This window comes from Chryseobacterium sp. AG363, assembly GCF_003610675.1.
Taxonomy (GTDB): Bacteria; Bacteroidota; Bacteroidia; order Flavobacteriales; family Weeksellaceae; genus Chryseobacterium; species Chryseobacterium cucumeris.
In genome coordinates this window covers 159,881-184,749 of the sequence record NZ_RAQF01000008.1, presented here as the reverse complement: position 1 = coordinate 184,749, position 24,869 = coordinate 159,881, and the positions used below count along the sequence as shown (strand labels likewise).

The 24,869-nt window shown below is 34.9% G+C and carries 23 protein-coding genes; 6 read left to right on the top strand and 17 right to left on the bottom strand.

What is annotated here, in order from left to right; genetic code table 11:
* Positions 1-23: 23 nt before the first annotated feature.
* Positions 24-2,162 (bottom strand): S46 family peptidase, encoded by a 2,139-nt coding sequence (locus tag DEU39_RS23585; RefSeq protein WP_120233574.1) that lies wholly within the window; start codon positions 2,160-2,162, stop codon positions 24-26.
* A gap of 549 nt (positions 2,163-2,711) precedes the next feature.
* On the opposite strand from DEU39_RS23585, the gene DEU39_RS23580 reads away from it, so the two are divergent.
* Entirely contained in the window at positions 2,712-3,197 is a 486-nt protein-coding gene (locus tag DEU39_RS23580) for a copper resistance protein NlpE (protein WP_228436893.1), read from the top strand.
* Positions 3,198-3,238: 41 nt separating this feature from the next.
* Here the strand turns inward: DEU39_RS23580 and DEU39_RS23575 are convergent, their stop codons facing one another.
* Complete coding sequence (locus DEU39_RS23575) at positions 3,239-3,886, bottom strand: MgtC/SapB family protein (protein ID WP_120233573.1); 648 nt, start codon at positions 3,884-3,886, stop codon at positions 3,239-3,241.
* A gap of 222 nt (positions 3,887-4,108) precedes the next feature.
* Between DEU39_RS23575 and DEU39_RS23570 the strand changes: the two genes are divergently transcribed.
* From DEU39_RS23570 to DEU39_RS23550, 5 genes are all read left to right on the top strand, one after another.
* Positions 4,109-4,507 (top strand): immunity 22 family protein, encoded by a 399-nt coding sequence (locus tag DEU39_RS23570; RefSeq protein ID WP_120233572.1) that lies wholly within the window; start codon positions 4,109-4,111, stop codon positions 4,505-4,507.
* Between the two features lie 105 nt (positions 4,508-4,612).
* Positions 4,613-5,224 (top strand): hypothetical protein, encoded by a 612-nt coding sequence (locus DEU39_RS23565; protein ID WP_120233571.1) that lies wholly within the window; start codon positions 4,613-4,615, stop codon positions 5,222-5,224.
* A gap of 44 nt (positions 5,225-5,268) precedes the next feature.
* Positions 5,269-6,003, top strand: coding sequence for a protein phosphatase 2C domain-containing protein (locus DEU39_RS23560; RefSeq protein ID WP_120233570.1), 735 nt, complete (start codon positions 5,269-5,271; stop codon positions 6,001-6,003).
* 18 nt (positions 6,004-6,021) lie between these two features.
* Entirely contained in the window at positions 6,022-6,477 is a 456-nt protein-coding gene (locus tag DEU39_RS23555) for a hypothetical protein (protein WP_228436891.1), read from the top strand.
* Positions 6,478-6,489: 12 nt separating this feature from the next.
* Positions 6,490-7,200 carry a hypothetical protein gene (locus DEU39_RS23550; RefSeq protein WP_120233569.1) on the top strand — a complete coding sequence of 237 codons (711 nt, stop codon included), beginning with the start codon at positions 6,490-6,492 and terminating at the stop codon, positions 7,198-7,200.
* A 78-nt stretch (positions 7,201-7,278) separates the two neighbouring features.
* On the opposite strand, the gene polA is transcribed toward DEU39_RS23550, so the two are convergent.
* From polA to DEU39_RS24595, 15 genes are all read right to left on the bottom strand, one after another.
* A complete protein-coding gene (gene polA / locus DEU39_RS23545) occupies positions 7,279-10,113 on the bottom strand; it encodes a DNA polymerase I (protein WP_120233568.1) in 2,835 nt (944 codons plus the stop codon).
* Between the two features lie 164 nt (positions 10,114-10,277).
* Positions 10,278-10,691 (bottom strand): type VI secretion system tube protein TssD, encoded by a 414-nt coding sequence (tssD, locus tag DEU39_RS23540; RefSeq protein ID WP_062675327.1) that lies wholly within the window; start codon positions 10,689-10,691, stop codon positions 10,278-10,280.
* A 356-nt stretch (positions 10,692-11,047) separates the two neighbouring features.
* Positions 11,048-12,358, bottom strand: a complete 1,311-nt coding sequence (locus DEU39_RS23535) for a hypothetical protein (RefSeq protein WP_062675328.1) — start codon at positions 12,356-12,358, stop codon at positions 11,048-11,050.
* A 74-nt stretch (positions 12,359-12,432) separates the two neighbouring features.
* Positions 12,433-12,969 (bottom strand): hypothetical protein, encoded by a 537-nt coding sequence (locus DEU39_RS23530; RefSeq protein ID WP_062675329.1) that lies wholly within the window; start codon positions 12,967-12,969, stop codon positions 12,433-12,435.
* Between the two features lie 15 nt (positions 12,970-12,984).
* A complete protein-coding gene (locus DEU39_RS23525) occupies positions 12,985-14,037 on the bottom strand; it encodes a LysM peptidoglycan-binding domain-containing protein (RefSeq protein WP_120233567.1) in 1,053 nt (350 codons plus the stop codon).
* Between the two features lie 4 nt (positions 14,038-14,041).
* Complete coding sequence (locus tag DEU39_RS23520; protein WP_120233566.1) at positions 14,042-16,210, bottom strand: type VI secretion system Vgr family protein; 2,169 nt, start codon at positions 16,208-16,210, stop codon at positions 14,042-14,044.
* A 206-nt stretch (positions 16,211-16,416) separates the two neighbouring features.
* Complete coding sequence (gene tssD / locus DEU39_RS23515) at positions 16,417-16,830, bottom strand: type VI secretion system tube protein TssD (protein WP_062675331.1); 414 nt, start codon at positions 16,828-16,830, stop codon at positions 16,417-16,419.
* A 347-nt stretch (positions 16,831-17,177) separates the two neighbouring features.
* The gene (locus DEU39_RS23510) at positions 17,178-18,041 is read right to left on the bottom strand and encodes a lytic transglycosylase domain-containing protein (protein WP_120233565.1); all 864 of its coding nucleotides are present in this window, start codon (positions 18,039-18,041) and stop codon (positions 17,178-17,180) included.
* Between the two features lie 63 nt (positions 18,042-18,104).
* Complete coding sequence (locus DEU39_RS23505) at positions 18,105-20,600, bottom strand: ATP-dependent Clp protease ATP-binding subunit (protein WP_120233564.1); 2,496 nt, start codon at positions 20,598-20,600, stop codon at positions 18,105-18,107.
* 364 nt (positions 20,601-20,964) lie between these two features.
* Positions 20,965-21,477: a hypothetical protein gene (locus DEU39_RS23500; protein WP_120233563.1), complete on the bottom strand. Its 513-nt coding sequence runs from the start codon at positions 21,475-21,477 to the stop codon at positions 20,965-20,967.
* A 96-nt stretch (positions 21,478-21,573) separates the two neighbouring features.
* The gene (locus DEU39_RS23495) at positions 21,574-22,209 is read right to left on the bottom strand and encodes a PepSY domain-containing protein (RefSeq protein ID WP_147367643.1); all 636 of its coding nucleotides are present in this window, start codon (positions 22,207-22,209) and stop codon (positions 21,574-21,576) included.
* Positions 22,210-22,290: 81 nt separating this feature from the next.
* Complete coding sequence (locus DEU39_RS23490) at positions 22,291-22,833, bottom strand: hypothetical protein (RefSeq protein WP_120233561.1); 543 nt, start codon at positions 22,831-22,833, stop codon at positions 22,291-22,293.
* Between the two features lie 266 nt (positions 22,834-23,099).
* Entirely contained in the window at positions 23,100-23,801 is a 702-nt protein-coding gene (locus DEU39_RS23485) for a DKNYY domain-containing protein (protein ID WP_120233560.1), read from the bottom strand.
* A complete protein-coding gene (locus tag DEU39_RS23480) occupies positions 23,780-24,712 on the bottom strand; it encodes a hypothetical protein (protein ID WP_062675337.1) in 933 nt (310 codons plus the stop codon). Before DEU39_RS23480 ends, DEU39_RS23485 begins: the two co-directional genes overlap by 22 nt.
* A complete protein-coding gene (locus tag DEU39_RS24595) occupies positions 24,699-24,869 on the bottom strand; it encodes a hypothetical protein (protein WP_157885782.1) in 171 nt (56 codons plus the stop codon). Before DEU39_RS24595 ends, DEU39_RS23480 begins: the two co-directional genes overlap by 14 nt.

The following is a 24,869-nucleotide window of genomic DNA, read 5'->3' as shown; positions in this document are numbered from 1 at the left end:
TCTTAAAGGTATAACTTTTAAAATTATTTTATGATCTTCATTTCATCTACAAGCCATCTTGAGTCTGCGAACTTATCAATGATGAAAAGGATATATTTTGTATCTACCATGATGTTTCTGCTGAAACGCGGATCATAGTTGATATCACTCATTGTTCCTTCCCACTGTCTGTCGAAATTCAATCCTACAAGGTTTCCGTTGGCATCCAAAGCCGGGCTTCCCGAGTTTCCTCCGGTTGTATGATTGGTAGCAGTGAATCCTACAGGAACATCACCTGTTTTATCTTTATAGATTCCGAAGTCTTTTTTGTTGTAAAGGTCAATCAGTTTCTTTGGAACATCAAATTCGTAATCTCCGGGAACATACTTTTCCATTACTCCAGCAAGGTGAGTCTGGTACCCGTAAGAAACAGCATCTCTAGGAGTAGAACCTTTCACTTTACCGTAAGTTACACGAAGCGTTGAGTTGGCATCCGGGAAGAATTTTCTGTCTTTATCCGTCTTCATCTGCTGCGCCATGAATTTTTTCTGCAAAGCATCAATTTTTGCCTGCATTGAAGTGTATTGCGGATCTGCAGTTTTCATATAGGTTTCTTTCATCGAAACATATAATTGATAAATAGGATCTTTCTTTAAAGTCCTGATCAGTTTATCCTGATTAGAAAATGCTTTATCAATATCGGCAGTTAATGTTCCTCCGTTTACAGCTGTTCTTCCTGTGATGACAGAGTTTTTAGACATATCTTCTACAACAGGAATATTAGCATTCTCATCTTTATATTTGCTGAATCCTGCCGGTAAAAACTGAGGTGCCGTTTTATTCACATATAAAGCCAATAGTTTCGCAGTTACTTTTGCATCAAGCTCAGCACTGTAATCTTTATAGAAAGAAGTTAATTTTGTTTTTAACTTTGAAAGTTCCTTTTCATCCATTCTTCCTGCTTCTACAGAAGCTACGAAGTCATAATAATCTCCGGCAAGCTTCAAAGTCTCTGCATTTCTTATCACTTCTGTGTAGTAAGCATTGTTTAATGCATAAGGAGCCTGATCATTGTACAGTTTATTCAGCTGATCCAAAGTAGTCTTGATCTCAGGATTTTTAGCAACCAAAGAACCTTCATACATTACTTTCTTTTCTACAGCATTGGATTTTTTCAATCCTTCTACTTCACCGATCCATTTTTTCCAATAGTTGGCTACTGAAGCATATTTTGAGGCATATTTGATACGCGTTTCATTGTCAACACGCATTTTTTCGTCCAAAGTTTTTAAAGCAACATCACGTACCGCAATTCTCGCAGGGTCAATATCTTTCATGATCTTCTCTACAGCGATTGCAGGAAGGTATTCTGTAGTTCTTCCCGGGAATCCGAAAACAAAAGTAAAATCGTTCTCGTTTTTATCTTTGATAGAAACCGGTAAATAGTGCTTTGGAACGTAAGGTACATTGTCTTTAGAATATTCTGCAGGTTTGTTGTTCTTGTCTGCATAAATTCTGAACATAGAGAAATCTCCGGTGTGTCTCGGCCAAACCCAGTTGTCCGTATCGCTTCCGAATTTCCCGATGCTTTGAGGCGGAGCTCCTACAAGACGGATATCTTTATACGTTTCGATGGTATAAGCATAGTATTTGTTTCCATAATACATTGGTTTTACCATGATTGACTGGTAAGATTCAATTTTCTGAGAGTTTTTATACACCTCAATATTGTTGTTGATCTTTTTAGTAAGTTCTGGTTCTGTAAGATTGTCTGTACCTTCTAATATCGGATCAGTAACTTCTTTTATATCTACAATAAAATCTACTTTTACTCCCGGATTAGGAAGCTCACCTTCTGTATTTTTTGCCCAGAATCCGTTTGAAAGAAGATCATTCTGAACGGTAGAGTGTGCCTGAATCTGCCCAAAACCACAGTGATGGTTCGTTAAAAGCAATCCTTTAGGCGAAATAATTTCTGCAGTACATCCGCCATTAAACTGTACTACCGCATCTTTAATGCTTGGTTTCTGAGGATTGAAAATATCTTTTGCAGAAATCTTCATTCCTAAATCCTTCATTTCCTTTTCATTCAGCTCTGTAGGAATCCACATCCCTCCATATTGTTGCGCAAATGCCATTGCAGCTGGCAAAAGAAATACAGATAAAAGTATCTTTTTTGTCATAATCAAAATTTTGCCCCAATTTACAAAGAAAAATAGGAACAGGCTTTATAAAACGGGTGGAAAAGTTACTAAGAGTTCGTTTTTGGACAATAGTGATGGTCAATAGTGAATCTTGCTTCACAAGTGAATAGTGAATTTTTATAATCAAACAGTAAGTAAATTCATTAAAAATTGACAAGCGGAGCGAATTGGCTATTCACTATTCACAATGCATTCAAAAGTTGAATCGTCAATGGTGAATTTGCTTCGCAAGTGAATGGTGAATTTTTATAATCAAACAATAAGTAAATTCATTAAAAATTGACAAGCGGAGCGAATTGGCTATTCACTATTCACAATGCATTCAAAAGTTGAATCGTCAATGGTGAATTTGCTTCGCAAGTGAATGGTGAATTTTTATAATCAAACAATAAGTAAATTCATTAAAAATTGACAAGCGAAGCGAATTGACTATTCACTATTCATTCAAACATTCTATCCCTTCCCTCTGGCTCAGTTTTTGTTGATTGGAAGTATATCATTATAAAAAACATCCTTAAATTAATTATTATGATGAAAAGTAAAATGCTCATGTTGGGAATGGTATCTGTTCTATTCCTTGCTTCATGTTCTAAAAAAGAAACCACTGAAACAACAGCTACTACAGATTCTACAACGGCTGTACAACCTACTGCTACGGACAGTATCACTAAAGCAACTCCTACAGCAGCTGGTGACACTTCTGAAAATGCTCTGGACTGGGCAGGTACTTATGAAGCAACAGTTCCTTGTGCAGACTGCCCGGGAATAAAGACTTCTTTGACATTGAATGATGATAAAACATTCAGTATTACTGAAGAATATCTTGACAGAAATTCAAAGAACCAGGATAAGGGATCTTTCTCCTGGGATGCTACTGGAAGTATTATTACTTTAAAAGGGAAATCTGCCAACTACAAATATAAAGTGGGTGAGAATATGCTGATCCAGCTGGATATGGAAGGAAAAGAGATCGATGGTCCGAACAAGAATCTTTATGTATTCAAGAAAAAATAAAAATAAAGGCTCAGGCCTTTATTTTTTTGCTCTCTTTCGGTCTAAAACTGATACGCTTTAATTTTCGGATCATTCACCAGACGTCCGATAACTTCCTCATGATGGCTATTTTTTCCGGTAAGCCTCCATATAATGGTAAAGCTTTCCTGAGAATACTGCTGTTTAAGCATTTGATATCTTAAGTGATTTTCTTTGAATATATTTTCACAATATTTAATATCCTGAGAGTCTGTTACAGCGATTTTGTATTCCCTTACTTTATTATAATTATCAATAAAATTCTGGAGATAAGTCAGGGCACTTAAAATAAGTAATACCAACGTAGTTCCCAACAATGCAATATAAACATAGCCGGAACCTACAGCCATTCCAATAGAAGCAGTTGCCCAGATAGTGGTGGCTGTGGTAATTCCTTCAATTTTATTATCTCCTTTGAAAATAACCCCTGCTCCCAGAAATCCGATTCCTGTAATGATATTAGCTGCCAGACGATCCGGATTGGCCACGCCTATTTTTATAGAAAGTATGGTAAACAGACAGGCACCAAAACAAACGAGAATAAAGGTCCTGAGGCCGGCCGACTTATTACGGTATTCACGTTCAGCACCAATAAACAATCCTAGAATAACTGAAATAAGGATCAGCAGCAATTCATTTTTAATAATATAGTGGTCCTGAAGAAAATCCATCTTTTACAATTTAAACAGAGAATAAATTTACAATAAATACTATTAAGGAACTATCTTTGCTGAGGAGATTTTGCGTTGCTGCCTCAAAAAATTTATTGCATGAAAAACTTTTGCAATGTTACATTTTAATTGCGGAAATTTTCTTGTATAAAAGGGATATTCATCAATGCGGAAAAATGTCACTTATTAAAAAATCAAAAAAAATAATACTTATATACAATTATGGATAAAGAAATTTCACACTTCTGGTTAGGATATTTCAAGAATGAAGAAGATTTTTATAGCTTTATAGAAGAGGATGAAAACTACTATATAGAGGAAGAAACTGATGATCAGTATGTTTCCAAGTTTGCAGAATCACAAAACATCAAATGGTTTGATGATGATTTTATAGAATATGGTTTTGAGGATGAAAGCCTTAGCCTTTACGATAAGTTTGCAGAGTATTCTTATGCGGACCAATGGCTTCCGATCCTGGAAAATAAATTAAACGAACTTAGTCTGGATACGCCTGTAAATGCCATTATTTTCGCCACAAGATTTGTGATTCCTAATCCGGTTTCTGTAGAAAATGATGATTTTTCACTGCATTATGTGGGAGAAATAGAATACGATATTTAATACTATCATTAATAACAAGTAACTTCATTAAGAATGGAGTTACTTGTTATTAATAAGATTCTGAAATGGCATAAAAAGTGATGATTTAATCTGTAAACTATCATCATGAACAGAAATCTTATTATCATTAATCTTACGATCATACTGCTGCTGGCAGTGGCCTATATTTCCGGATATTATTTTCTTAATTATCCTTTGGAATTCAATTTCCGGTATTCTCTAAAAGAATCCGGATTTGAATATTTCCCGGCTATATTAGCTGTTACAGCTCTTATAACGTATCTGGTGAGTAATTTATCAATTAAAAATTTAAGCTTCAAGGCTAAGTTTTTAAGGATTTACCCTATTCTCAATTCTATTATTCTTCTTTTCTTCATCATCTCATTTGGAACTGAACTGATAAAAAAACAAAAAGAACTTTCAGAAAAAGAAACTGAATATGGTCTGCAAGCCCAAAAAGACATACAGAATGATCAGGTTACGCTATCTTATGCCGGAGGTTTTTCAATTCCTTCTTATAATAAATCAACGCTAAGCAAAATCCGTGACATCCGAAAGAAATATGGTGTCATTTATACGAATACGGGCTGCATTATTGATCCTATAGATCTAAAAGCGCAAAAGAAATACACAGAAATAGTGAATCCCTATCTTGAAAAAAGAAATGGAAAAGGTTGGGAAGATAAGATGCAAAAGGAGATCGATGGTTTGAAGTAAGTTTACGATTATCCATCAAAAAAATAGAAGTATTTTTGCAGCTGATGAATTTATATTCTGCCCTACAAATCGGAGATTATCATGTTAACCATTGTGAAGATGATCTCCTCATCAAAAAAATCTGTTCTGATAAGATTTTGTGTGCTGTGATGGATGGATGCTCTACAGCTATGGACAGTCATTTTGCGTCAACACTTACTGGAAAGATTTTACGTAAAATCATTATTGAAAACGGTTACAAGGCATTATATGAAAAAGCCAGCCAGCAAAGTCCGGAAGAAGAGCTCAAAGAAATCATAAAAGGTTTATTCAACGAACTTAAATTTGTAAAAAATCATCTGATGCTGGACGAAAAAGAGTTGTTATCTACTCTTATAATCATGGTTTATGACATCACAAAGGACGAAGGATTCATCCTAACCATTGGTGACGGAGTTGTCTGTATCAATGGAAATATCACAGAATTTGACCGTAATAATAAACCGGATTATTTAGCTTATCATCTTTATGAAGACTTTGAAGAATGGTATTCTCATCAGTCTCAGAAATTATTTTTTGATTGTCTAGATGATGTTTCCATTGCTACTGATGGTATTTTGAGCTTTTCAAAAATTAAAAAAACGAATTCTGAACAAATGATCAATTTTGCTGAATATTTAATGATAGACCGTCAGAATATCGACACTGAAGAAATGCTTAACAGGAAACTAAAGCGGTTGGAACATCAGTACGGAGTAAAACCCACAGATGATTTAGCTATTGTAAGAATGATAAAATAATTCAGACATTTGAACATCATGAAAGAATTCAAACTTAATCAGTTCTACTCTTTTCTGAAGAGATGGTTCATTAGTACCATCTTTATTTCAGTGGTTACATTCTTACAATTTTACTGGTCAATGGGAACCCTTTCAGAACGTGTTTCAAGCGGCTGTATAGACTGTTCATTTTTTGAAGATGCGGTGTATATATCCCTTATAGCCGGTGGGTTCTTATCAATTGTCTTTTCTCTGCTTTTCTTTGTTAAAAAGATTTTCTTCAAGGCTTCAGTCGAGTTCCTATTCCTGATCTTTGTCTGGTTATTTTGGAACTACACCCTATTTGTAGACAGGGAATCTTCCTGGAGTACTTACGATTTCAATTCGGAAATCCAATATACAATTTCACTTTCCTTTCTACCTGTTATCGTACTGGGATGTTTGTGTGTTGTAATTTTACATTATCAGGAAATAAAAGCTAGATTTGTATCTTAAAAACAAAAACCATTGAAAAAAATCATTTCTACTTTACTTTTTGCTTCTTTAATTGCTTATTCATGTAACAAAACCAAAACCCAGGCTCCGAAAAATTCTTCGGGCATTATAAAAAAGGATACGGCACCAGTTGAGAAGGAACAGTCGACAGCAGGAAAACAAGTCTCAGATTTTGTATCCAGTCAATATGAAATTCAATACGAAACCGAAGGTGATCTCAACCATGACGGAGTCCCTGATAAAGCTTTGGTTCTTAGAAAAAAAGACGACACTTTAGCACAGAGAACTATGATAGTCCTTCTAAAGAATCCTGACAAAACATACCGGTTATTTAAAAGTTCTGAAACCGTTTTTCCCGATGAATACAATGAATCTGGTTATAAAATGCACGATCCTGAAGACATCAGTATTGAAAAAGGAACATTGAATATCAATCTCTATGATATCGGACCTTATGGTAATCAGTTCAGTAAATTCAAATATGTGAATGACAACCTGATTCTTAGCTATATTGAAACGTATAATATGGGTGCGGGTTCCCACTCTGCCCTCTATTATGAGCCTATGAAAGGTAAAGTAATACTGGAAACGGTAAATACCATGGAAGAAGAAATGCCATCAGAAACTAAAAAAGTACAGGTAAAAAAAGAAAGATTTTTATTTGAAAATGTTTCTCCTGATGATGTTGTCACCAATGTTTACAATTCTGTAGAACAGGAGTAAGCTGTCCAGTTCTAACAAAATAAAACTCCCGCCTAAAAGACGGAAGTTTTTTATTTAAAGTATGATTTACAGTATTGATTAATGTGCTTCTAACCAGTTATCTCCTACTCCAATTTCTACCAATAGCGGAACCTGTGTTTTCAGGGCACTTTCCATTTCAGTTTTGATTAGTTTTGAGGCTGTATCAATCTCATCTACCGGAGATTCGAACACCAATTCGTCATGTACCTGAAGCAGCATCTTTGTTTTAAGCTGTTGCTCTTCAAGTTCTCTGTCTATTTTAATCATGGCAAGCTTTACAACATCTGCTGCACTTCCCTGAACTGGTGCGTTTACAGCATTTCTTTCTGCATGACCTCTTACCACAAAATTATTGGAATTAATATCTTTCAAATGACGTTTTCTTCCTAAAATAGTTTCAACATATCCTACCTGGCGTGCTTTGTTCACCTGCTCAGCCATGTACTCCTTAAGTTTCGGATAGGTTTCGAAGTAAGCTTCGATCATCTGTTTGGCTTCTGTACGGGATAACCCGGTTTGTTCTGCCAAAGCAAAAGCTCCTTGTCCATAGATAATTCCAAAGTTTACGGTTTTAGCCTGACTTCTCTGGGTTTTGGATACCTCAGCCAAAGGAATTTTAAAGAGTTTTGCAGCGGTAGAAGCGTGGATATCTTCTCCATCCTGAAAAGCTTTGATCATATTATCCTCTCCGGAAATCTCAGCAATCAAACGAAGTTCAATCTGAGAGTAATCGGCAGAAATAATCTTCTTCCCTTCTCCGGAAACAAATGCTCCACGGATCTGCTGGCCCCTTACCGTTCGGATCGGAATATTCTGCAGGTTAGGGTTTACACTCGCCAAACGGCCTGTAGCAGCTGTAGTCTGTGAGAAGTTGGTATGTACTCTGTTATCTTTTTTCTCAATCTGTGAAGGCAATGCATCCACATAAGTTGATTTTAATTTCTGATAGGTTCTGTATTCCAGGATATGCTTGATGATTTCATGTTTTGAACTTAATTTTTGAAGAACATCTTCTGAGGTTGCATATTGTCCTGTCTTTGTTTTTTTGGCTTTGGGATCCAGCTGTAATTTTTCAAAAAGAATTTCTCCCAACTGTTTAGGGGAATTCATATTGAATTCTTCTTCTGAAAGTTCAAAAATCTTTGTTTCCAGCTGTTTCAGATCATTTTCAAGGTCAACACTTTCCTGTGCCAACCATTTTTCATCCAAAGAAATCCCTGAAAGTTCCATTTTTGCAAGTACTTCCATCAGAGGCATTTCAATATTAAAGAAAAGCTCTTCTAGGTTTTCTTTTTTCAGCTGTGGTGCGAAAAGTTCATACAGTTGGAAAGTGATGTCTGCATCTTCCGCCGCGTAGTCTGTCTGCGTTCTCAGATCAGCATCTCTGAAATTCCCCTGTTTTTTCCCTTTTTTTCCGATGATGGTTTCAATGGATACCGGTTTATAGTTCAGATATACTTCTGAAAGGTAATCCATCCCGTGTCTTCCATCCGGATTCAGCAGGTAGTGGGCAATCATGGTATCGAACATAGCCCCTTTAACGGTGATATCGTATTGTTTTAAAACTTTATAATCGTATTTTAGATTGTGAGCAATTTTAAGCAGGTCTTCTTTTTCGAAAAACGGTCTGAAAATCTCCAGGGTTTGTAACACTTCTTCTCTGTTTTCAGAGAGAGGAATGTAGTAGGCAAGTCCTTTTTTATAAGAGAAGCTCATTCCTACCAGTTCTGCTTCCAGTTCGTTTAATGATGTCGTTTCCGTATCGAAACATACTACTTTCTGCTGCAGCAGGTTGTCTACCAGTTTTTTCTGAGCTTTCGGATTATTGATAAACTGATAAAGGTGATCATTATTCTCAATCGTTGACTTTGTAGAAGTAGCCTGTTCCAGTTCTTCAAAATTGGCAAAAAGGTCAAGCTGCATCACCTGCCCTTTTACTTCGGTTCCGGCCGGAGTCTGCTTTACTTCTACTTCACTTACAACCACTGTTTCTACAGCTGCAGGAGCAAAAGCCCTGTATAAGTTTTCGTATAACCTTCTGAATTCTATTTCATCAAAGACTTCTTTTACTTTTTCAAAATCAGGAGTTTCAAGGTCATATTGTTCCTGATGAAATTCTACAGGAGCGTCACAAATAATGGTTGCCAGTTTTTTAGACATAATACCACGTTCTGCGGAAGCTTCTACTTTTTCTTTCAGTTTTCCTTTCAGTTTATCCGTATTGGCTAATAAATTTTCAATGCTGCCGAATTCTTTCAGGAATTTCATAGCCGTTTTTTCTCCTACCCCTTCTAATCCAGGGATATTATCTACTGCATCTCCCATCATAGCAAGGAAATCAATCACCTGCTTAGGATCATCAATCTCATATTTTGCCTTTACTTCTTCTACTCCTAAAATTTCAATGTCACCGCCTTTTAAACCTGGCTTATAAATTTTAATTTTATCGGTAACCAGCTGTGCAAAATCTTTATCCGGCGTCACCATGAAAGTGGTATATCCTTCTTTTTCTGCTTTGCATGCGATAGTTCCAATGACATCATCGGCTTCATATCCTTCCACCCCAAGAATCGGGATGTGCATTGCTTCCAGAATTTTGTGAATATATGGAATCGCAATTTTGATTGCTTCGGGAGTTTCGCTTCTGTTGGCTTTATATTCTGAGAAATCATCAGTTCTTACACTGGCCTGTCCAACATCAAAAACTACTGCTAGGTGTGTTGGTTTTTCTCTTCTGATCAATTCGATCAAAGAATTGGTAAAACCAAAGATGGCAGAAGTATCCAGACCTTTGCTGGTAAGTCTCGGATTCCTGATTAATGCGTAATATCCTCTGAAAATCATCGCATAAGCATCGATGAGAAACAGCCTTTTATCTTGTGTTGCGTCCATATTTTGAATAATGAACAAATATAAGAAAATAGGAGTAAAAACTGGCAGCCCGTTGAAGGGTTTCGGGAATGGAAATTCGGGTTCGAGGGTTCGAGATGGGGTTAAAAAAACAAAACAGCATACCCGAAGGTACACTGTTCCTTTTTTTATTTAAGTTTATGGGATTATTTACCTGAAGAAGGCCACAGTCCTGCGTACTGAGAAGTACCGTAATCAATGGTTTCAGCACTTACTACGAAGCTGATCAGCATACTGTTGCTGTCTACTGCATCGAAATCTACTTCGTGCTGGATTACGTATCCGTTCTCCCATTTCAAAGTGATCAGTGTTCCTTCTTCGTGAGATTTGTTGAAAGTGATCTCTCCTACTGTCGGCTTGTATTTACCGTTTAGTAAGCTTTCAAGGATGTCTGACTTTTCAGTAGCTTCTACTGTCACCTTGATTAATGCATTGGAAGGATCTGATGCTACACGTCCTGATACGTCTGTAGATCTTGATACACTGTAGTTCATTTTTAACAGTTTCTGCCCTTCACCGTTGTTGAATTTTAAGATTCCTCTTGAATTTCTTTCTGCCATGATTGTAAATTTTAATCGTTAGTAATAAATTGTAATTCAATAATTATATAACAAAGATAGCCTCCTTGGGTTTGATAAAAAAGCAATTGAAGGGAAATCTGAAAAAGTGTCGTAATTGTACGATTTGATGTAGTAGTTCTACGATTTCGTGTCGTAATTCTACGATATTAGATTTAAAACAAAGCACAATACACTGTAAATAAATATTTTAAAAATAATTAAAAATCTTTAACAAACATCAACTTATTACACCATTAAGAGAAATAATATACATAAAATTCACTTATATACATAAAAAAAGACCTTATACAGGTCTGGTTATTTTATCTTTTAAAAATCAAAAAATTGGGTTGAGTCTAGGCATCATTTGCTATTACATGTATTCCGTTTCCGGCATCTTCCGCCATTGCATTAGCTAATATTCTTCTTGAGTCTTCAGAAAAATACGTAGCGATAAATGGGAAAAAGAAACCGATGAATCCACCACCTTTTACGCCAAGTTTACCAATATTTTTGATATTCTGCATTTTTATGCTGGGAAGTTCTTTGGCTAAATTCGGTAAGTTTCGGGGACGTACTCTTCCTAAGCCGTCTTTTGCTGTGGCAACCAGAGATTCTGAATATTTGCCGTTACGGATATTTTCTACAATAGCCTTTCCTTCAGATGTTTTCCATACTTCACGGGAATCTACACCTTCTAAAGCTGTCAAATCTTTAGATAAAGCTGTCCCTTGTTTTATTTCAATCAGGTTTTTTTGCCAATCCTGGACATACCATTTTCCGTTAAAGAAAATAGGGGTTTTACCGTCTCTGCTTGCCAATCCTCCTTTTTCATTAAGTTCCAGAATATCCGGGCTGGCAAGATCTGAAGGAGTTATGCCCGTCACATTTTTTGGAAAATCCTTTAGGTATCCGGGAACTCTGCTATTTTCATCTGCTTCTTTATTCATATCCTGATAATGGCTATTATCTTCCAATGAGTTGCTTCTGATGATTTCTCTTTCCCAGTAACTTCCTTCGTTCATTACTGCCATGGTTCCACCCATCCACAATAGCGTCTTACCGATTCCCATTTCTACTCCTGCAATAACGATCCCAGCTCCTCCGAAGAAAGAAGCAGCGGCATTGAGAACAATTTCCTTTCCATTATTACTCTCGATCTGCTGTGCGTATTTCTTGGCCACAGAATAGCTGAATATGGGGCTTAATAGTCCTCCGGTATCACAAACCAGTATAGAGTTCTGGGTGATGGCCATAAATTGATCAAATTTTACTTTTTCATGTTCAATTTTCCAGTTTCCTTTTCCTAAAGATTCAGTACATAAGTGGTTTATTTTTGTTGCATGATATGCTGCTGCTGCTCCACATGCCAGAACACCAACTCCCACGGCTAATGCAGCCCAGCCAATAGGTCCGGATAACACAAGCAGTGCACCAACAATAAGGCCTGCTCCAAAGCAAAGAAATCCCCACATGGCATTTTTAGGACTTTTACAGGGAAATTCTTTATTGATATTTCGATCTTCTTTTGTTAATAAGGGCCGGGTTTTATCAGATCCATAGAAAACAGTAATGGGTTCTCTTGTAGGAATTAATTGTCTTGGTTCTGAATCGGTTTGAAATGTACACACTGTGTAAACATCTTTGGGTATATAGGAAGCACTCATAATGTTACATTTTATTGATTAACACATCCTGTAAATAGTGAATTTGTCTTTTAAATTTTCAGAGTTTATATGTCTTAATTATATTGTGAATACCAATAAACATTCTGAAGACTTTTCTTTTCTGTTTTTGAAAAATGGAGTTCTTTCTGAGCTGATATCAGAAATTTTTTAAGTTCGTTTCCTTTCTCTTCTTCGTATTTGTTTTTGTATTCAACATCATTTAAGTAAATGTCTGTCTTATTTTTCAAGCGGAATCTGAAGTATATTTTTGAGCTTTGCAATGACGGTGCTTTGGTTTCATAATCATAAGCATAAAATCCTTCAATATCTGTCTTGGAATATTTTTCAGGAGTCTGGTTTCCCTTCTGTATATAAAAATAGTTTTCATCAAACCAGATTTTCAACTTCACAGAAATTGCTTTCAGGATCAGATAACAGCTTCCAAAATAAAAAAGGAAAAAAAACATAACGAAAGAAAGTCTGAATACTCCTTTGAAGAGAACATAATACAATGCTCCATAGAAAACCAGGCATGGGATAATAACCAGAAGTGTTCTGGCAATATGATAAGGCAAAACGTTATTGAATGTAAACACTTTATTTTCGGCCATACTTAAAAATTACTTTTAATATTCAATTTGTTTTAGATCAAACTGGGTAACAAACTGATAATTATTTTTTACTTCTTCTTTCATTAATGCTGATGCATTGATGATAGTTCCTGTTTTTTTATCGACCATTCTTCTGATTCTATAATCATAATTATATTCACTGAAACCATATTCAATAATAGGTTTGTAGAATTTGTTGTATTGTTCTTCCAGCACAGCATTATCTATTTTATCTTTTAAAAGTGTCCCCACAGTTCTGAATTCTATAAAGTAGTCATCTTCTTTTATAATGGTATGCTGCAATTCCAGTTCAATAGGAACATTGACAAATATCTGTGAAATAAACTTTAAAACATCATTTTGTTTTCTCTTTTTACGGGCATCAAAATCATTAAACAAGACATGATAAAGAAGACACTTGTCATAGGTTTTTCTCAGATTGGCTTCGTTCTCAAATTCCAGTCCGCCACCTTTGATGATATCTTCAGCAGCTTTGGAGTTAATTTTCTCCACCTGTCTGTAAAATTCCGAAGCTTTTAATTTGGGTTTAAAAAGTTCCCATTTTTCTTTTATCTGGGGAAAATTTTCTACTCCTTTTATGGTATGGTCATCATTTAAATTGAAAATTACATCTTCTTTATCAAATTCCAGTTCTTTGACAGCTTCTATAGCAAGAGCCATATTTTCGGGATTTATTTTATATAAATATTCCTTAAGCTTCACTTTAGCTTTAGTATTGGCTGCATCTTTTTCAACAACATATTCTTTTTTGGTATTGCAATGAAATGTGATTCTATCTTCAACCTTTGTAGTATTGAACTGTTCGCATCTGTATCTTGCTTTTTGGGGAAATTTCCTGTCTTCTATTGCCTTATTGATTTCTTCACCTGTTTTCTTTTCTAAAAAAAGATATTGCAGATGAATAGGCAGTTTTTCTCCAATAATAAAATTTGTGGTTCCACAATAGAGGTTATGAAAATTGATCAGTTCTTTAACCGATGTCCCTTGTTTCTCTGCAAGAGATTCCAGGGTATCTCCTTTTTTAATCTCGTATTTTATAAAATCCATTCTGTTAATTGATATCTACCTGTGATCCTGTTATTTTTGTCAAGCCTTTAAAATTAGCTGTTGCACCGCCTCCGTTGATGTCGATTTCATCACTTTTAATAGAAACCTTCGTTCCGGTAATGATAATCTCACTGTTACCTACTTTAATGGTAATTTTCTGGGCTCCGGTTAAATCAATCACTCCGGCATTATCCATTGTAAATACACTCTGGTCTTTACCTACTGAGACTTTATGGGTATTGCCTACGTCTGAAATATGATCGCAGCCTACTTCCAGTTTTTTATTGTTTCCAATCTTATCTGTTTTATCATTACCAACAGTTTTAGTGCTGTTGTTATTGGCATTATGTATAACATTTCCGGATCCGTCAAAAAACATATTTGCACCACCCTGATCTTTAAGATTCATCGATCCGGCTCCGTTATCATACTTTAATTCTGCACCACTTCTACCGCTAAAGCTCATTATATTATTTCCAGCTCCGCCACCGGCTCCTATACTACCATGAAACATTCCTCCCATTACGAAAGGACGGTCAGGGTGCTGATGTACAAAATTGACAATTACCTGGTCTCCAACTTCAGGAACTGACATAAAGCCTCTATTTTTATTGACTTTATCACTGCTTCCTGCATCCGGAGACATTACACGGATAAATTCTGTACTGTCCGGCCCGTTTTGCCAGTCAAACTGTACCTGAACTCTTCCCTGATTCATAGGATCTGTATTGGAAATTACTTTTGCAAACTGAGCCTCAGCTCTCGGAGTTTCGAATTCAGGCCGTGGTATAAAACCTGTGTCTGCGGCAATTGCTTCAAATTTACCGTCGTAGTAACCTCTTGCATCTACTTCATGGGTTACTTCGATAATCATCAGCTTGGTAAAATAGGAAGTTTCATTTGTTGAAGATTTCCGCATTTCAATATCTGCTGTACATCCCGGATATAAAAACGGAAAAGTAGTTGTCCCCGATGTAATAAATACTTCCGAGGCTTTACTTCCTGCTGTTCCTTTCTGTGAGGCATCAATGTCCATAAAAGAGGTTGCTTTTATTGGGGCTACTCTCAAAGAAGGTGTGGTGAAGATCTTTTCAGATATTTCGTAGGCTCTTCTTGCAATATCTGAAGTATGGCTAATTTTCGAACTTCCAGTGGTCAGTTTTTCATTTTTACTGCTGTTATAGCCATAAAATGTAGGGTTGACATGCTGTGCCTTCATTTTGACAGCAATATCACTTACGCTGCTTCCATAGGTAAGTTTAACAGGTTTTTCCTGAGGTGGAAGTTTTCCAAAATGTAATACTTCACCATCATAATAAAACTGCTCACCATAAGCCTCAGCTATTCTCGCAAGATAATTATAATGAGTTTCTTCGTATTGTGAACTGTAGGCCACATTTCCGTGCTGAGCATCTATTCTGAAGTCGAATTTATTTTGTCCCAGCCCTTCACGGATCACCTGGTCGGCAATACTATTCAGGCTGACAGGCTGTCCACCTCCAAAACTCTGAATATGGGGAGCCGCATCTAAAAGTACTGTCGGGCTAAAACCTTTAAGAACGATATTTCCAAGGCTTCCCTTTTCCTGGCTGAAACCTACTTCTGTAATGACTCCTACAAAATTACGTTCAGCGCCTTTTTCTATATCTTTATATTTAAATACAACAGTAATTCTTTTTCCTAAAAAGCTTTGGGCCTCTTCAAGATTGTGATTTTCTGCATTGCCAAGGGCATCATGAGCCAACATCAGGTTGAATTCATGATGTTTTGCAGCACTCTGGGTAAGTTTGAAATGCTTAAAATGTTTGATAATTTGTCCTTCAATAACCACATCCAGCTTTACCACACGATTGATTCCTGCAATAAAACTTTGAGCAATAGCTTCAGCATTGTGTATTTTTGAAGTTGGCTGTTTCGCCCACACTTTATTATCAACAATAGAAGGATTGTTCGGTACAAAAGTCTGGTTCATAAACATATCAGCACCTTGAGCAATATTTAAACTTTGCTGTCCTGCTTTTGCTACCTTTTTTACTTTTTCATCTGCCTTATTCAATTTTCCTTCTGCTTTTTTGGTAACATTCTCCTGCACTGTATTTTTCAACTGTTGTTTGCCCGCGTTTATCTCGTTTTTCGGGTTTGCTACTTTAATTTTTTTACCATCCTGAAACATAGCGTTTTGTATTTAAGTTAAATCGTAAATAAACTGCTGATACTTACAGCATAGAAAGTGTGAGATTGATAAATCATTTGTGCATCTATCATTTTCCTTTTGAAAAATGATTTTCGAAATTCTTTTAAACGGAAAAACAGAACAGTATACCCGAATGAGCGTACTGTTCTGTACCAATTTTATTTTTACTAAGATGATGAATAGGCTTATTTACCTGCTGAAGGCCATAATCCTGCGTACTGAGAAGTACCGTAGTCAATGGTTTCAGCGCTGATTACGAAGCTGATGAGCATACTGTTGCTGTCTATTGCGTCGAAATCTACTTCGTGCTGGATTACGTATCCGTTTTCCCATTTCAAAGTAATCAGTGTTCCCTCTTCGTGAGATTTGTTGAAAGTGATTTCCCCTACTGTTGGCTTGTATTTACCGTTTAACAAGCTTTCAAGGATGTCTGATTTTTCAGTAGCTTCTACTGTTACTTTGATCAATGCATTAGAAGGATCTGATGCTACACGTCCTGAAACGTCTGTAGATCTGGAAACACTGTAATTCATTTTTAACAGCTTCTGTCCTTCTCCGTTGTTGAATTTTAAGATTCCTCTTGAATTTCTTTCGGCCATGATTAGTAAATTTAATCGTTAGTAATATTTTGTGATTTGGTGATTGTGTTAGCAAATATAGAGGCTCTTTTTCGCTAAAAAAAACTTTTGAATATAAATCTGAAAATTTGTAGTAGTTCTACGATTTCTTGTAGTAATTCTACGACAATTGATTTAAGAACACCAACCAAAAGCCTATCAATAAAAGGTTTTAATTGATTGAAAATTAACAACAAAAACAATAATTTTCCACATCAGTGAGAAATATTAAGATTTTCTTAATAAAATATTAGGATGTTTTTAACAGATTATCCAATAAAAAAGCAACCGTTTTATGGGTTGCTTTTTTATTGTTATCGGATATTATTTTACTGTTGAGTCTTTCCACCTTCTTTTATGGAACGAACCAATATTTTGTTTTTTCTCAGCAGAAAATCAGGCATCAGATCCACAGGAAGATAGAATGGACTTTCTCCTTTTTTATGGAGTTCTTCTACGATTCCCGGATTCCAGGCAAGGATTTTGTCTACTTCTACGTTCAATTCTGCAGCAACAACGTTCAGATTGAATCCGGCATTGATCTCTGTTTCTGAAAGCGCTGCAGCAGTTTCTTTACGATCTCCCTCAAAGAAAATCTTGTTGAGCCTTGCAGAATTATAATTATTTAATACACTCTGAAGTTCTCCTGTTGCATAGCATGCATTAAGATATTTCTTCACATGATTAATGGTTTCTCCCGGAAGGTATTTATAAAACACATGATATTGAGTAGAGCCAGCAGCTTCCATTGCTTTGGCAATATTTCCTTCACCACAATTATAGGCTGCAACCACGGTCACCCAATTATTGTACTTTTTATAAAGATTACTTAAGGAAATGGTAGCGGTTTTAGTACTTTTATAAATGTCAGTACGTCCTTGCTCTGTAAGCCCGTATTGGTTGGCATGTGCAGTCATAAACTGCCAGATTCCTACTGCTCCGGCACCTGAGGTAATATTTCTGTCAAAATGGGATTCAATCAGGGCCAGATTTCTCAAATGCTTGGGAAGGCCTTTCTGAAGGAGTAATTGTTCAATAAATTCTACAAGATCCTTATTGGCATTAATGATACCTTTATACTTTTTCACACTGCTTTCAGAGGTATCGGAAGCGGCAAGAAACTGTCCGTTGATCATGATAACGGATCCTAATAATAGAAAACCTGTAAAGATATTTCTGACAATTGTTTTCATTTTAATTTTATTTATAAGCTAAAAGGCAAAAGTGGGTAACAAATTGGCCTTTTTACTTTATACTTAATCTACTTTCCAGCTTAATTTTTCTTCGTCTTTATTCCAATCTACATGAATAGTCTGGCCGGATTTCACTTCTTCTCTCACAATCATTTTAGAGATTGGTCTTGCAAGCTGAGCACGGATGACCCCTGAGATCTGTCTTGCACCATACTTACTGCTAAACCCTCCTAATGCAAGGTTTTTCACAGCTTCATCGGTAATTTTCAAAGCAATTCCCAATCTTGTTAATGAAGTATGAAGTGATTTCAGCTGAATATTAAATATTCTTTCTGCAATAGATTCTGTGATCGGTGCAAAAGGAATAATTTCTGTAATTCTTGCCAGGAACTCAGGTCTGAATCGTCCGGAGTTTGACATAATCTGCATGAGTGAAGATGATTCCGGAATTTTTCCTTCTTCAAACTGTTTTACAATTTCTTCACTTCCGATATTGGAGGTAAACAGGATCAATGCATTGCTGAAATCTCCTTCTTTACCTAATTTATCATGAACTTTCCCTTCGTCCATAATCTGAAGGAATACATCAAAAACAGAATGGTGGGCTTTTTCAATCTCATCAAATAACACAACGGTATATGGCTGTTGTCTGATTTTATTAACAAGCATTCCTCCTTCTTCATATCCTACATATCCCGGAGGCGCTCCGTATAGCAACGCTGCGGAATGTTCTTCTTTAAATTCCGACATATCAAAGCGTACCATTGCCTTTTCATCGTTGAAAAGTAATTCTGCCATTGATTTTGCCAGCTCTGTTTTACCAGTTCCGGTAGGTCCAAGAAGGAAGAACGATCCGATAGGCTGTCCCGGTTTGTTCAATCCGCTTCGGTTTTCAACAATAGCATCGGAAAGGATTTTTAGTGCGTGATCCTGCCCTACTACTCTGTTCAATAGAAGGGATTCCATATTCAGGAGTTTTTCTTTTTCCTGAGCCTGAATTTTCCCGATTGGAATATTGGTTTTAGCGGCCATTACAGCTGCCAGCTCCAACCTGTCTACTTTTTCTCTTTTCTTGGCAGCATGCTGTAAAAGCTCAGCATAAGTATCTTCAATGATTTTCTGAATCTGATCTACCGGCATAGAGTTGTCGATGGAAGGCTGCTCACTAAGTGATCCCCAGAGAATCGGGCTTATTTTATCTCTCAGCAGGTTATACGTCCAGATCAGTTCATCCGCTTTATCTTTGCTGTCGGCATATTCTTCCTTCAAAATCGCATCATAACTTTCTTTCCAGCTTTCAAGTTCTTTTTCGGAAAGTTCATCAAGCATTTTGATGGCTGCCATTGTTCTGTCTAATAAGTCAATAGCGGCATCCGGTAATTTTTTACCTTTTGCATATCTTTTTGCCAGACGTACACATTCCGGAAGGGCTGTTTTTTCCACTTCAATACCGTGGTGCTTTTTGTATCCTTCAAGGAGTACATCGATCATTTTGACGCATGTTTTCTCATCCGGTTCAAGAACGGTTAACACCTCAAAACGACGGTTGAAAGCCTGTTCCGGCTCTATAATTTTTCTGTATTCTTCCTGCGTAGTAGCTCCGATTACAGTAATTTCGCCTCTGGCAAGCTCAGGTTTCAAGAGATTGGCAACGTTTCCGATGCTTCCTTTCGGATCTAAAAGGGTGTGGATTTCATCAATGAAAAGAATGGCTTTTTCAATTTTCTTACATTCATTGATGACTTTTTTCAGGCGGTCTTCAATTTCCCCTTTATAAGAAGTTCCGGCTAATAATGCTCCGGTGTCCAGTTCTAAAAGGGTACCGTTTTTAAGCATTTCAGGAACATTTCCTTTAATAATTTCTGTAGCAAAGCCTTCTACCAAAGCTGTTTTTCCTACTCCTGGCTCCCCGATGATGATCACATTCGGTTTGCTTCTTCGGCAAAGGATTTCCACCAGCATTCTGAGTTCTTTGTCCCTGCCGATGATATTTTCTATTTCTCCTTTTCTTGCCTGCGCCGTTCTGTCTACACAATAGCTTTTAATGGAAGGAAAGGAAGAGTCTGAATAGTCTGAACCATTTGAAAATAATGATGAGAAGTTCCCATCTTCTGAAACGGTAAACGGAGTATCTTTTCTGTATAGATTAAAGATCTCATGTTCTCTCAACGGAAGTGACTTTAACTGCTGAAGAGAGAATACAACCTGTGGTTTTACAATGGCTGTCAGGATACAGATAGGAGTAATCTCATCCAATCCTAATTTTAAACGGATATCATCAGCTTCTTCAATAAGGGTATCCACTGCATCATCCTGTCCTACTTCATCGGGAAGATGGCTGGTTTTCGGATATTCTTCGATACGGACATCTGCCCATTCATAGAAATAGCCCGGATCTTTATCTATGCTTTTCAGGAATTCATTAAGTCCGATATCTTTATGCATTAAAGCCTGCAGGATGTGCGGGCCACCATAAGTTCCATTATAATTTTCCTTCGCTATCGACTGAGCAATGTGAAATAGTTGCTTTACTGTTTCGTTGGTTACTAGTACTCCCATTTATAATTTTCTTATATTAATATATTGGCGTTCTGTTGTGCTTACGATTTGATGATTTTAAAGTATATTTTTCATCTCTTTTTTCAAAGAATTAAAACTTATTCTTTTTGTGCAGCTAAAATTAGCTATTTTATTCTAAACGATATAAAGATAGTTAATTCTTCAATTAGAGAAGTAACAACGGTGCTTTTTGTTTTTAATCGTAGTTCTGATGGTGACATATTACTTTTCTGGATCTCTTTCCGGCCAAAATAGAAAAAAGATTAACCTATTAACGGCTCACAAACGGAACCACTTTTTTCTCAAGTTCTGTACCTGATTGACCATCTAAAACAACTTTTTGAATATCTCCATCCGGGATAAGCTATTCTATTACCCAAACTTTTTTACCATCAAGAACATCCTTTCTAACCCGGGTATAAAACCCAGAATCATGATATCCTTTCGGAAGCGCGATTTTATTCTTTTCACAATACTTCACTACCTTTTCAGGAGTAAAACTATATCCTTCATCTGTATATTCTTCCTTAGTAAGCTTACCTGATTTATCAAAATGATATAATATTCCGACGGGTGAGCCCGTGTTAAATGCCAATGATTTATTTTTTATGTACCCATTTTTATAATAGAATTTATCTGATTTATAAAAAGAATTCTCATAGTAAATACTTAATTTATATCCACCTTCAGAAGTAGAAAAGATTTCATTTCGTCCTTCTGGAGTTTCAATACATCTGTCATCATCTTTTTTCTTAGAATTCTGTATAGTAATCTTTTCAAATTCATTAGTAATTTTTGGAATCATTGTCTTTTGTAATTCCTGCGATTGAAATTGAGTAAAGAAAACTAACCCAGCTAATATTATTATTTTATTCATAATATTCTTCTTGCACATTGATTTTTTTTCAATAATACAGTGTATATGTTAATGACATTCAAATGTAATTCCCACTGTTAGTTCATAACTAAAAAATCAATTGTTTATAAATTCTGACTCTCTTCTTGAAATTACTTTACCGGAAATACCATCCAAAATTATATTTTCAACACGATTCGACTTCTTTAACCATTCTATTTCCCAAATAGGTTTTTCATTTTCTATTCTTCTTGAAATTATAGTATGAAAACCTATACTTTGTAATACCGGACCTTTTGTAATGGGAATAGCTTCTTTTTCACAGAATTTTAAAATATCTTCAAATGTATATTTGTAAGGCTTATCATAATCAATCTCTTTAATCAGCTTTCCATTTTCATCAAAACCATACCAAATTCCTTTTTGAAAAGGAGCTCCCCAAGGAACATTAAACATGATACCTTTATCTTTTATATTTCCACTGGTGTAATAAGATTTAGATATCATAAAATAGGAATCTTTATATGATTCGGTATAATATTTACCAGAGTTTGCCATACTCATTTCAATATAGTTTCCATTGGGCAGAAACTCTCTTACAACATCAGTTTCTTTTTTTGCTGATTTACTAAATTTGTCTTTATCAAACTTTTCAAATCTGTTACTAATTTTAGGGATCATTGTCTTTTGTAATTCCTGAGATTGAAATTGAGTAAAAAGACCCAACCCAACTAATATTATTATTTTATTCACAATATTTTTTATAGGTTATTGTTTTTTTACATTGGGAAAAATAAAGGTATAACAGTAAAAAAAAACTTTTAATTTCATAATTTAAGAGCTACTTAACTTCATCAAAAAAAGCTGGTTATACTTTTCTATCGTTTTATCATCTGAAATATTATTAGCTTTATAAAAATCGTTTTTTGGCATCAATGTTTTCATAAATCCATGATGCTTAACCACATCTGATTCTCTTCCGATATAAATAACGTTTATGCTATTATTTTCTTCATTCAAATAAATATGATTAATATGTTCATTTGCATTTCTCATTACATTTTCAAATTTCAATATATTAACTAATGAATCTTTATAAGAAACATAAAGTTCATAGGTAGCACCTGCTTCCGTTTCTGCATTTATGTCATATTCTTTTCCTAAAAACAATAATGTATTTTCAGTTTTTGCTCCTCTATCATCTATCTTTATGATATTAATTTTAGTATTCTTCAATATATCTTCTTTTCCAAATACTTTAAATGTTTGTTCATTCATTTTTGTACAAGCTACAGTAGTTATTAATAATAATTGTAAGAAAACCTTAACGATGGTTGTTAAAAATCCCTTGATGTGTTGATTTAATAAGTTTTCCATTTTTATAGCAATTCATATTGTTAGCTTTTAAATACCTTACCATACCAGCTGTTCTTTTTTCATCAAGACTTATTACTAAACTAAATGCTCTAGTAATCTGTTCATAAAAGTATTAGTAAAAGTCCAACTTGCTTGTTTCTAAGCCCTTATCCTAAGTAATTTCTTTGTGTGATTTTTTTTAAAATATCTAACCCTGAAGGATAGAATTAACAAACAGCTTACATGTATTAATATTTTAAGATTTCATTATTATATAATAACTCTTCTTACCTATCAGAAAAATATTCTTTTTGGAGAGAGTCTTTTATTTTTTCATGAATAGGCAAATTTTTTACATCATCAATAGATAATTTGACTTCATTATGGAAGATACTTTCACCATCGAGTCCCAAATAAATACTTTTACCATTAATTGAATTCATATATTTTTCGGTTTTAAATGAATTTATTTGGACACCCTCCAATTTCTGACAATTTATCCCTCCATAGCTATAAATATTCTTTTTATCTCTAATATAATTACCACTTAATAATTTGACTTCTGGAGACACTAAATCTAATATTATATATGGAGAATTATTATTTCTCGAAGTAGAGTTATAATAAATATTATTTACATCCTTGTATAAAATATTCTTTTCCACTTCCTGATAACTTGCTGTTTTTATAATAGCATCAGTACTCCATAAAGAATTTGTTTTTAAAGAAAAGATAGAATCCTGTAAAATTAATCCTTTATTTTTTGTCATTATCTTTTCATTAGTTCCCGCATATTGTATAGTATAATCTGATGAAATATTCACTTTACCATTATACATATATAGATTTAATTTTAGTTTTCTAATATTATTACTGTTATTAATTTCCTTTAATTGTGTATCATAATAATTGATCTGTTTTTGTCCATCACATGAAAGCATAATTAATAAAAACAAAATACTATATCCTATTTTTTTTGTATTTTCCATATTCCAAATTTTGTTGATGCTGTTTTATCTCTGGTTAAACTTGCTGCTCCAGACCAATTATTAACATTCATCTCTAACAACTTATCATCTATCAAAGAAAAATTTTGATAATCTCCTCTATCTCTTAATTGATCATATATTTTAAATTTCATATCACATGGATTTGAAGCATTTACAACAAGCAGCAATACATGATAACCATTTAAAATTGTAAAATAAAATACGTGATAACCAATTTTACTACCAATTGCATTTTTCAAATAATTTGATATTACATTTTGTTTTCCAGTATTATATTCCTTTGGTTGGTAATTACCTCCACCCTTAAAAGTACTTTGTTCAAAAATTTGAAAATTCTTAACAAAACCATAATCTTTAATTTGATCTATTCTTGTATAAGCATTATAAACATTTGCTTTATTATTTGAAGTTTCAGTTATAAAGTTTTTATTGTCCAATAATAACTTCCCTAATTGTTTGTCAGCAGCGATTATACATGCTGTATGTCGAGAAATAGAAATCTTATTTTCCTCAACTAATCTTTCCACATCTTTTTCAGAAAATACGTCTTTATAATCAACACATTTTATTTTAATCGTATTTAACGTCTTTCCTTCCACTTTTACCGTAATAAGAGTTTCACCAAGCTTTTTGCCCGTCACTTTTGTCTTTATTACCCATTCATTTTCAACACTCCAATAAGAAGTAGATAATGATATATTTGAATTATTAAGTTCAAATTTCAGATCACGCTTCTTATCATCATTTTTCCCACCTACCTTAAATCTAATTTCTCTTGTTTCATTCAAGCTAATGTTATACTCTACTATTCTTGTACATTCAAAATTTACAGAGGTAGGAAATATTTCTCTCGTGACTTTAAACCAAGTATTATAACTAACCCCTGCCATCTGCTTTTATTTTTTTTGCGCTATTGAACTCCAGATTATCTTCGATTGCATCGAATATCATTTTTTTACTGGTACTCATGTGAATTCTCCCAGCTAAAACAGCGTCCTTATTTTGAGTAATAATTTTAATATTCGAAGCTTTTCTTATAATTGCCAT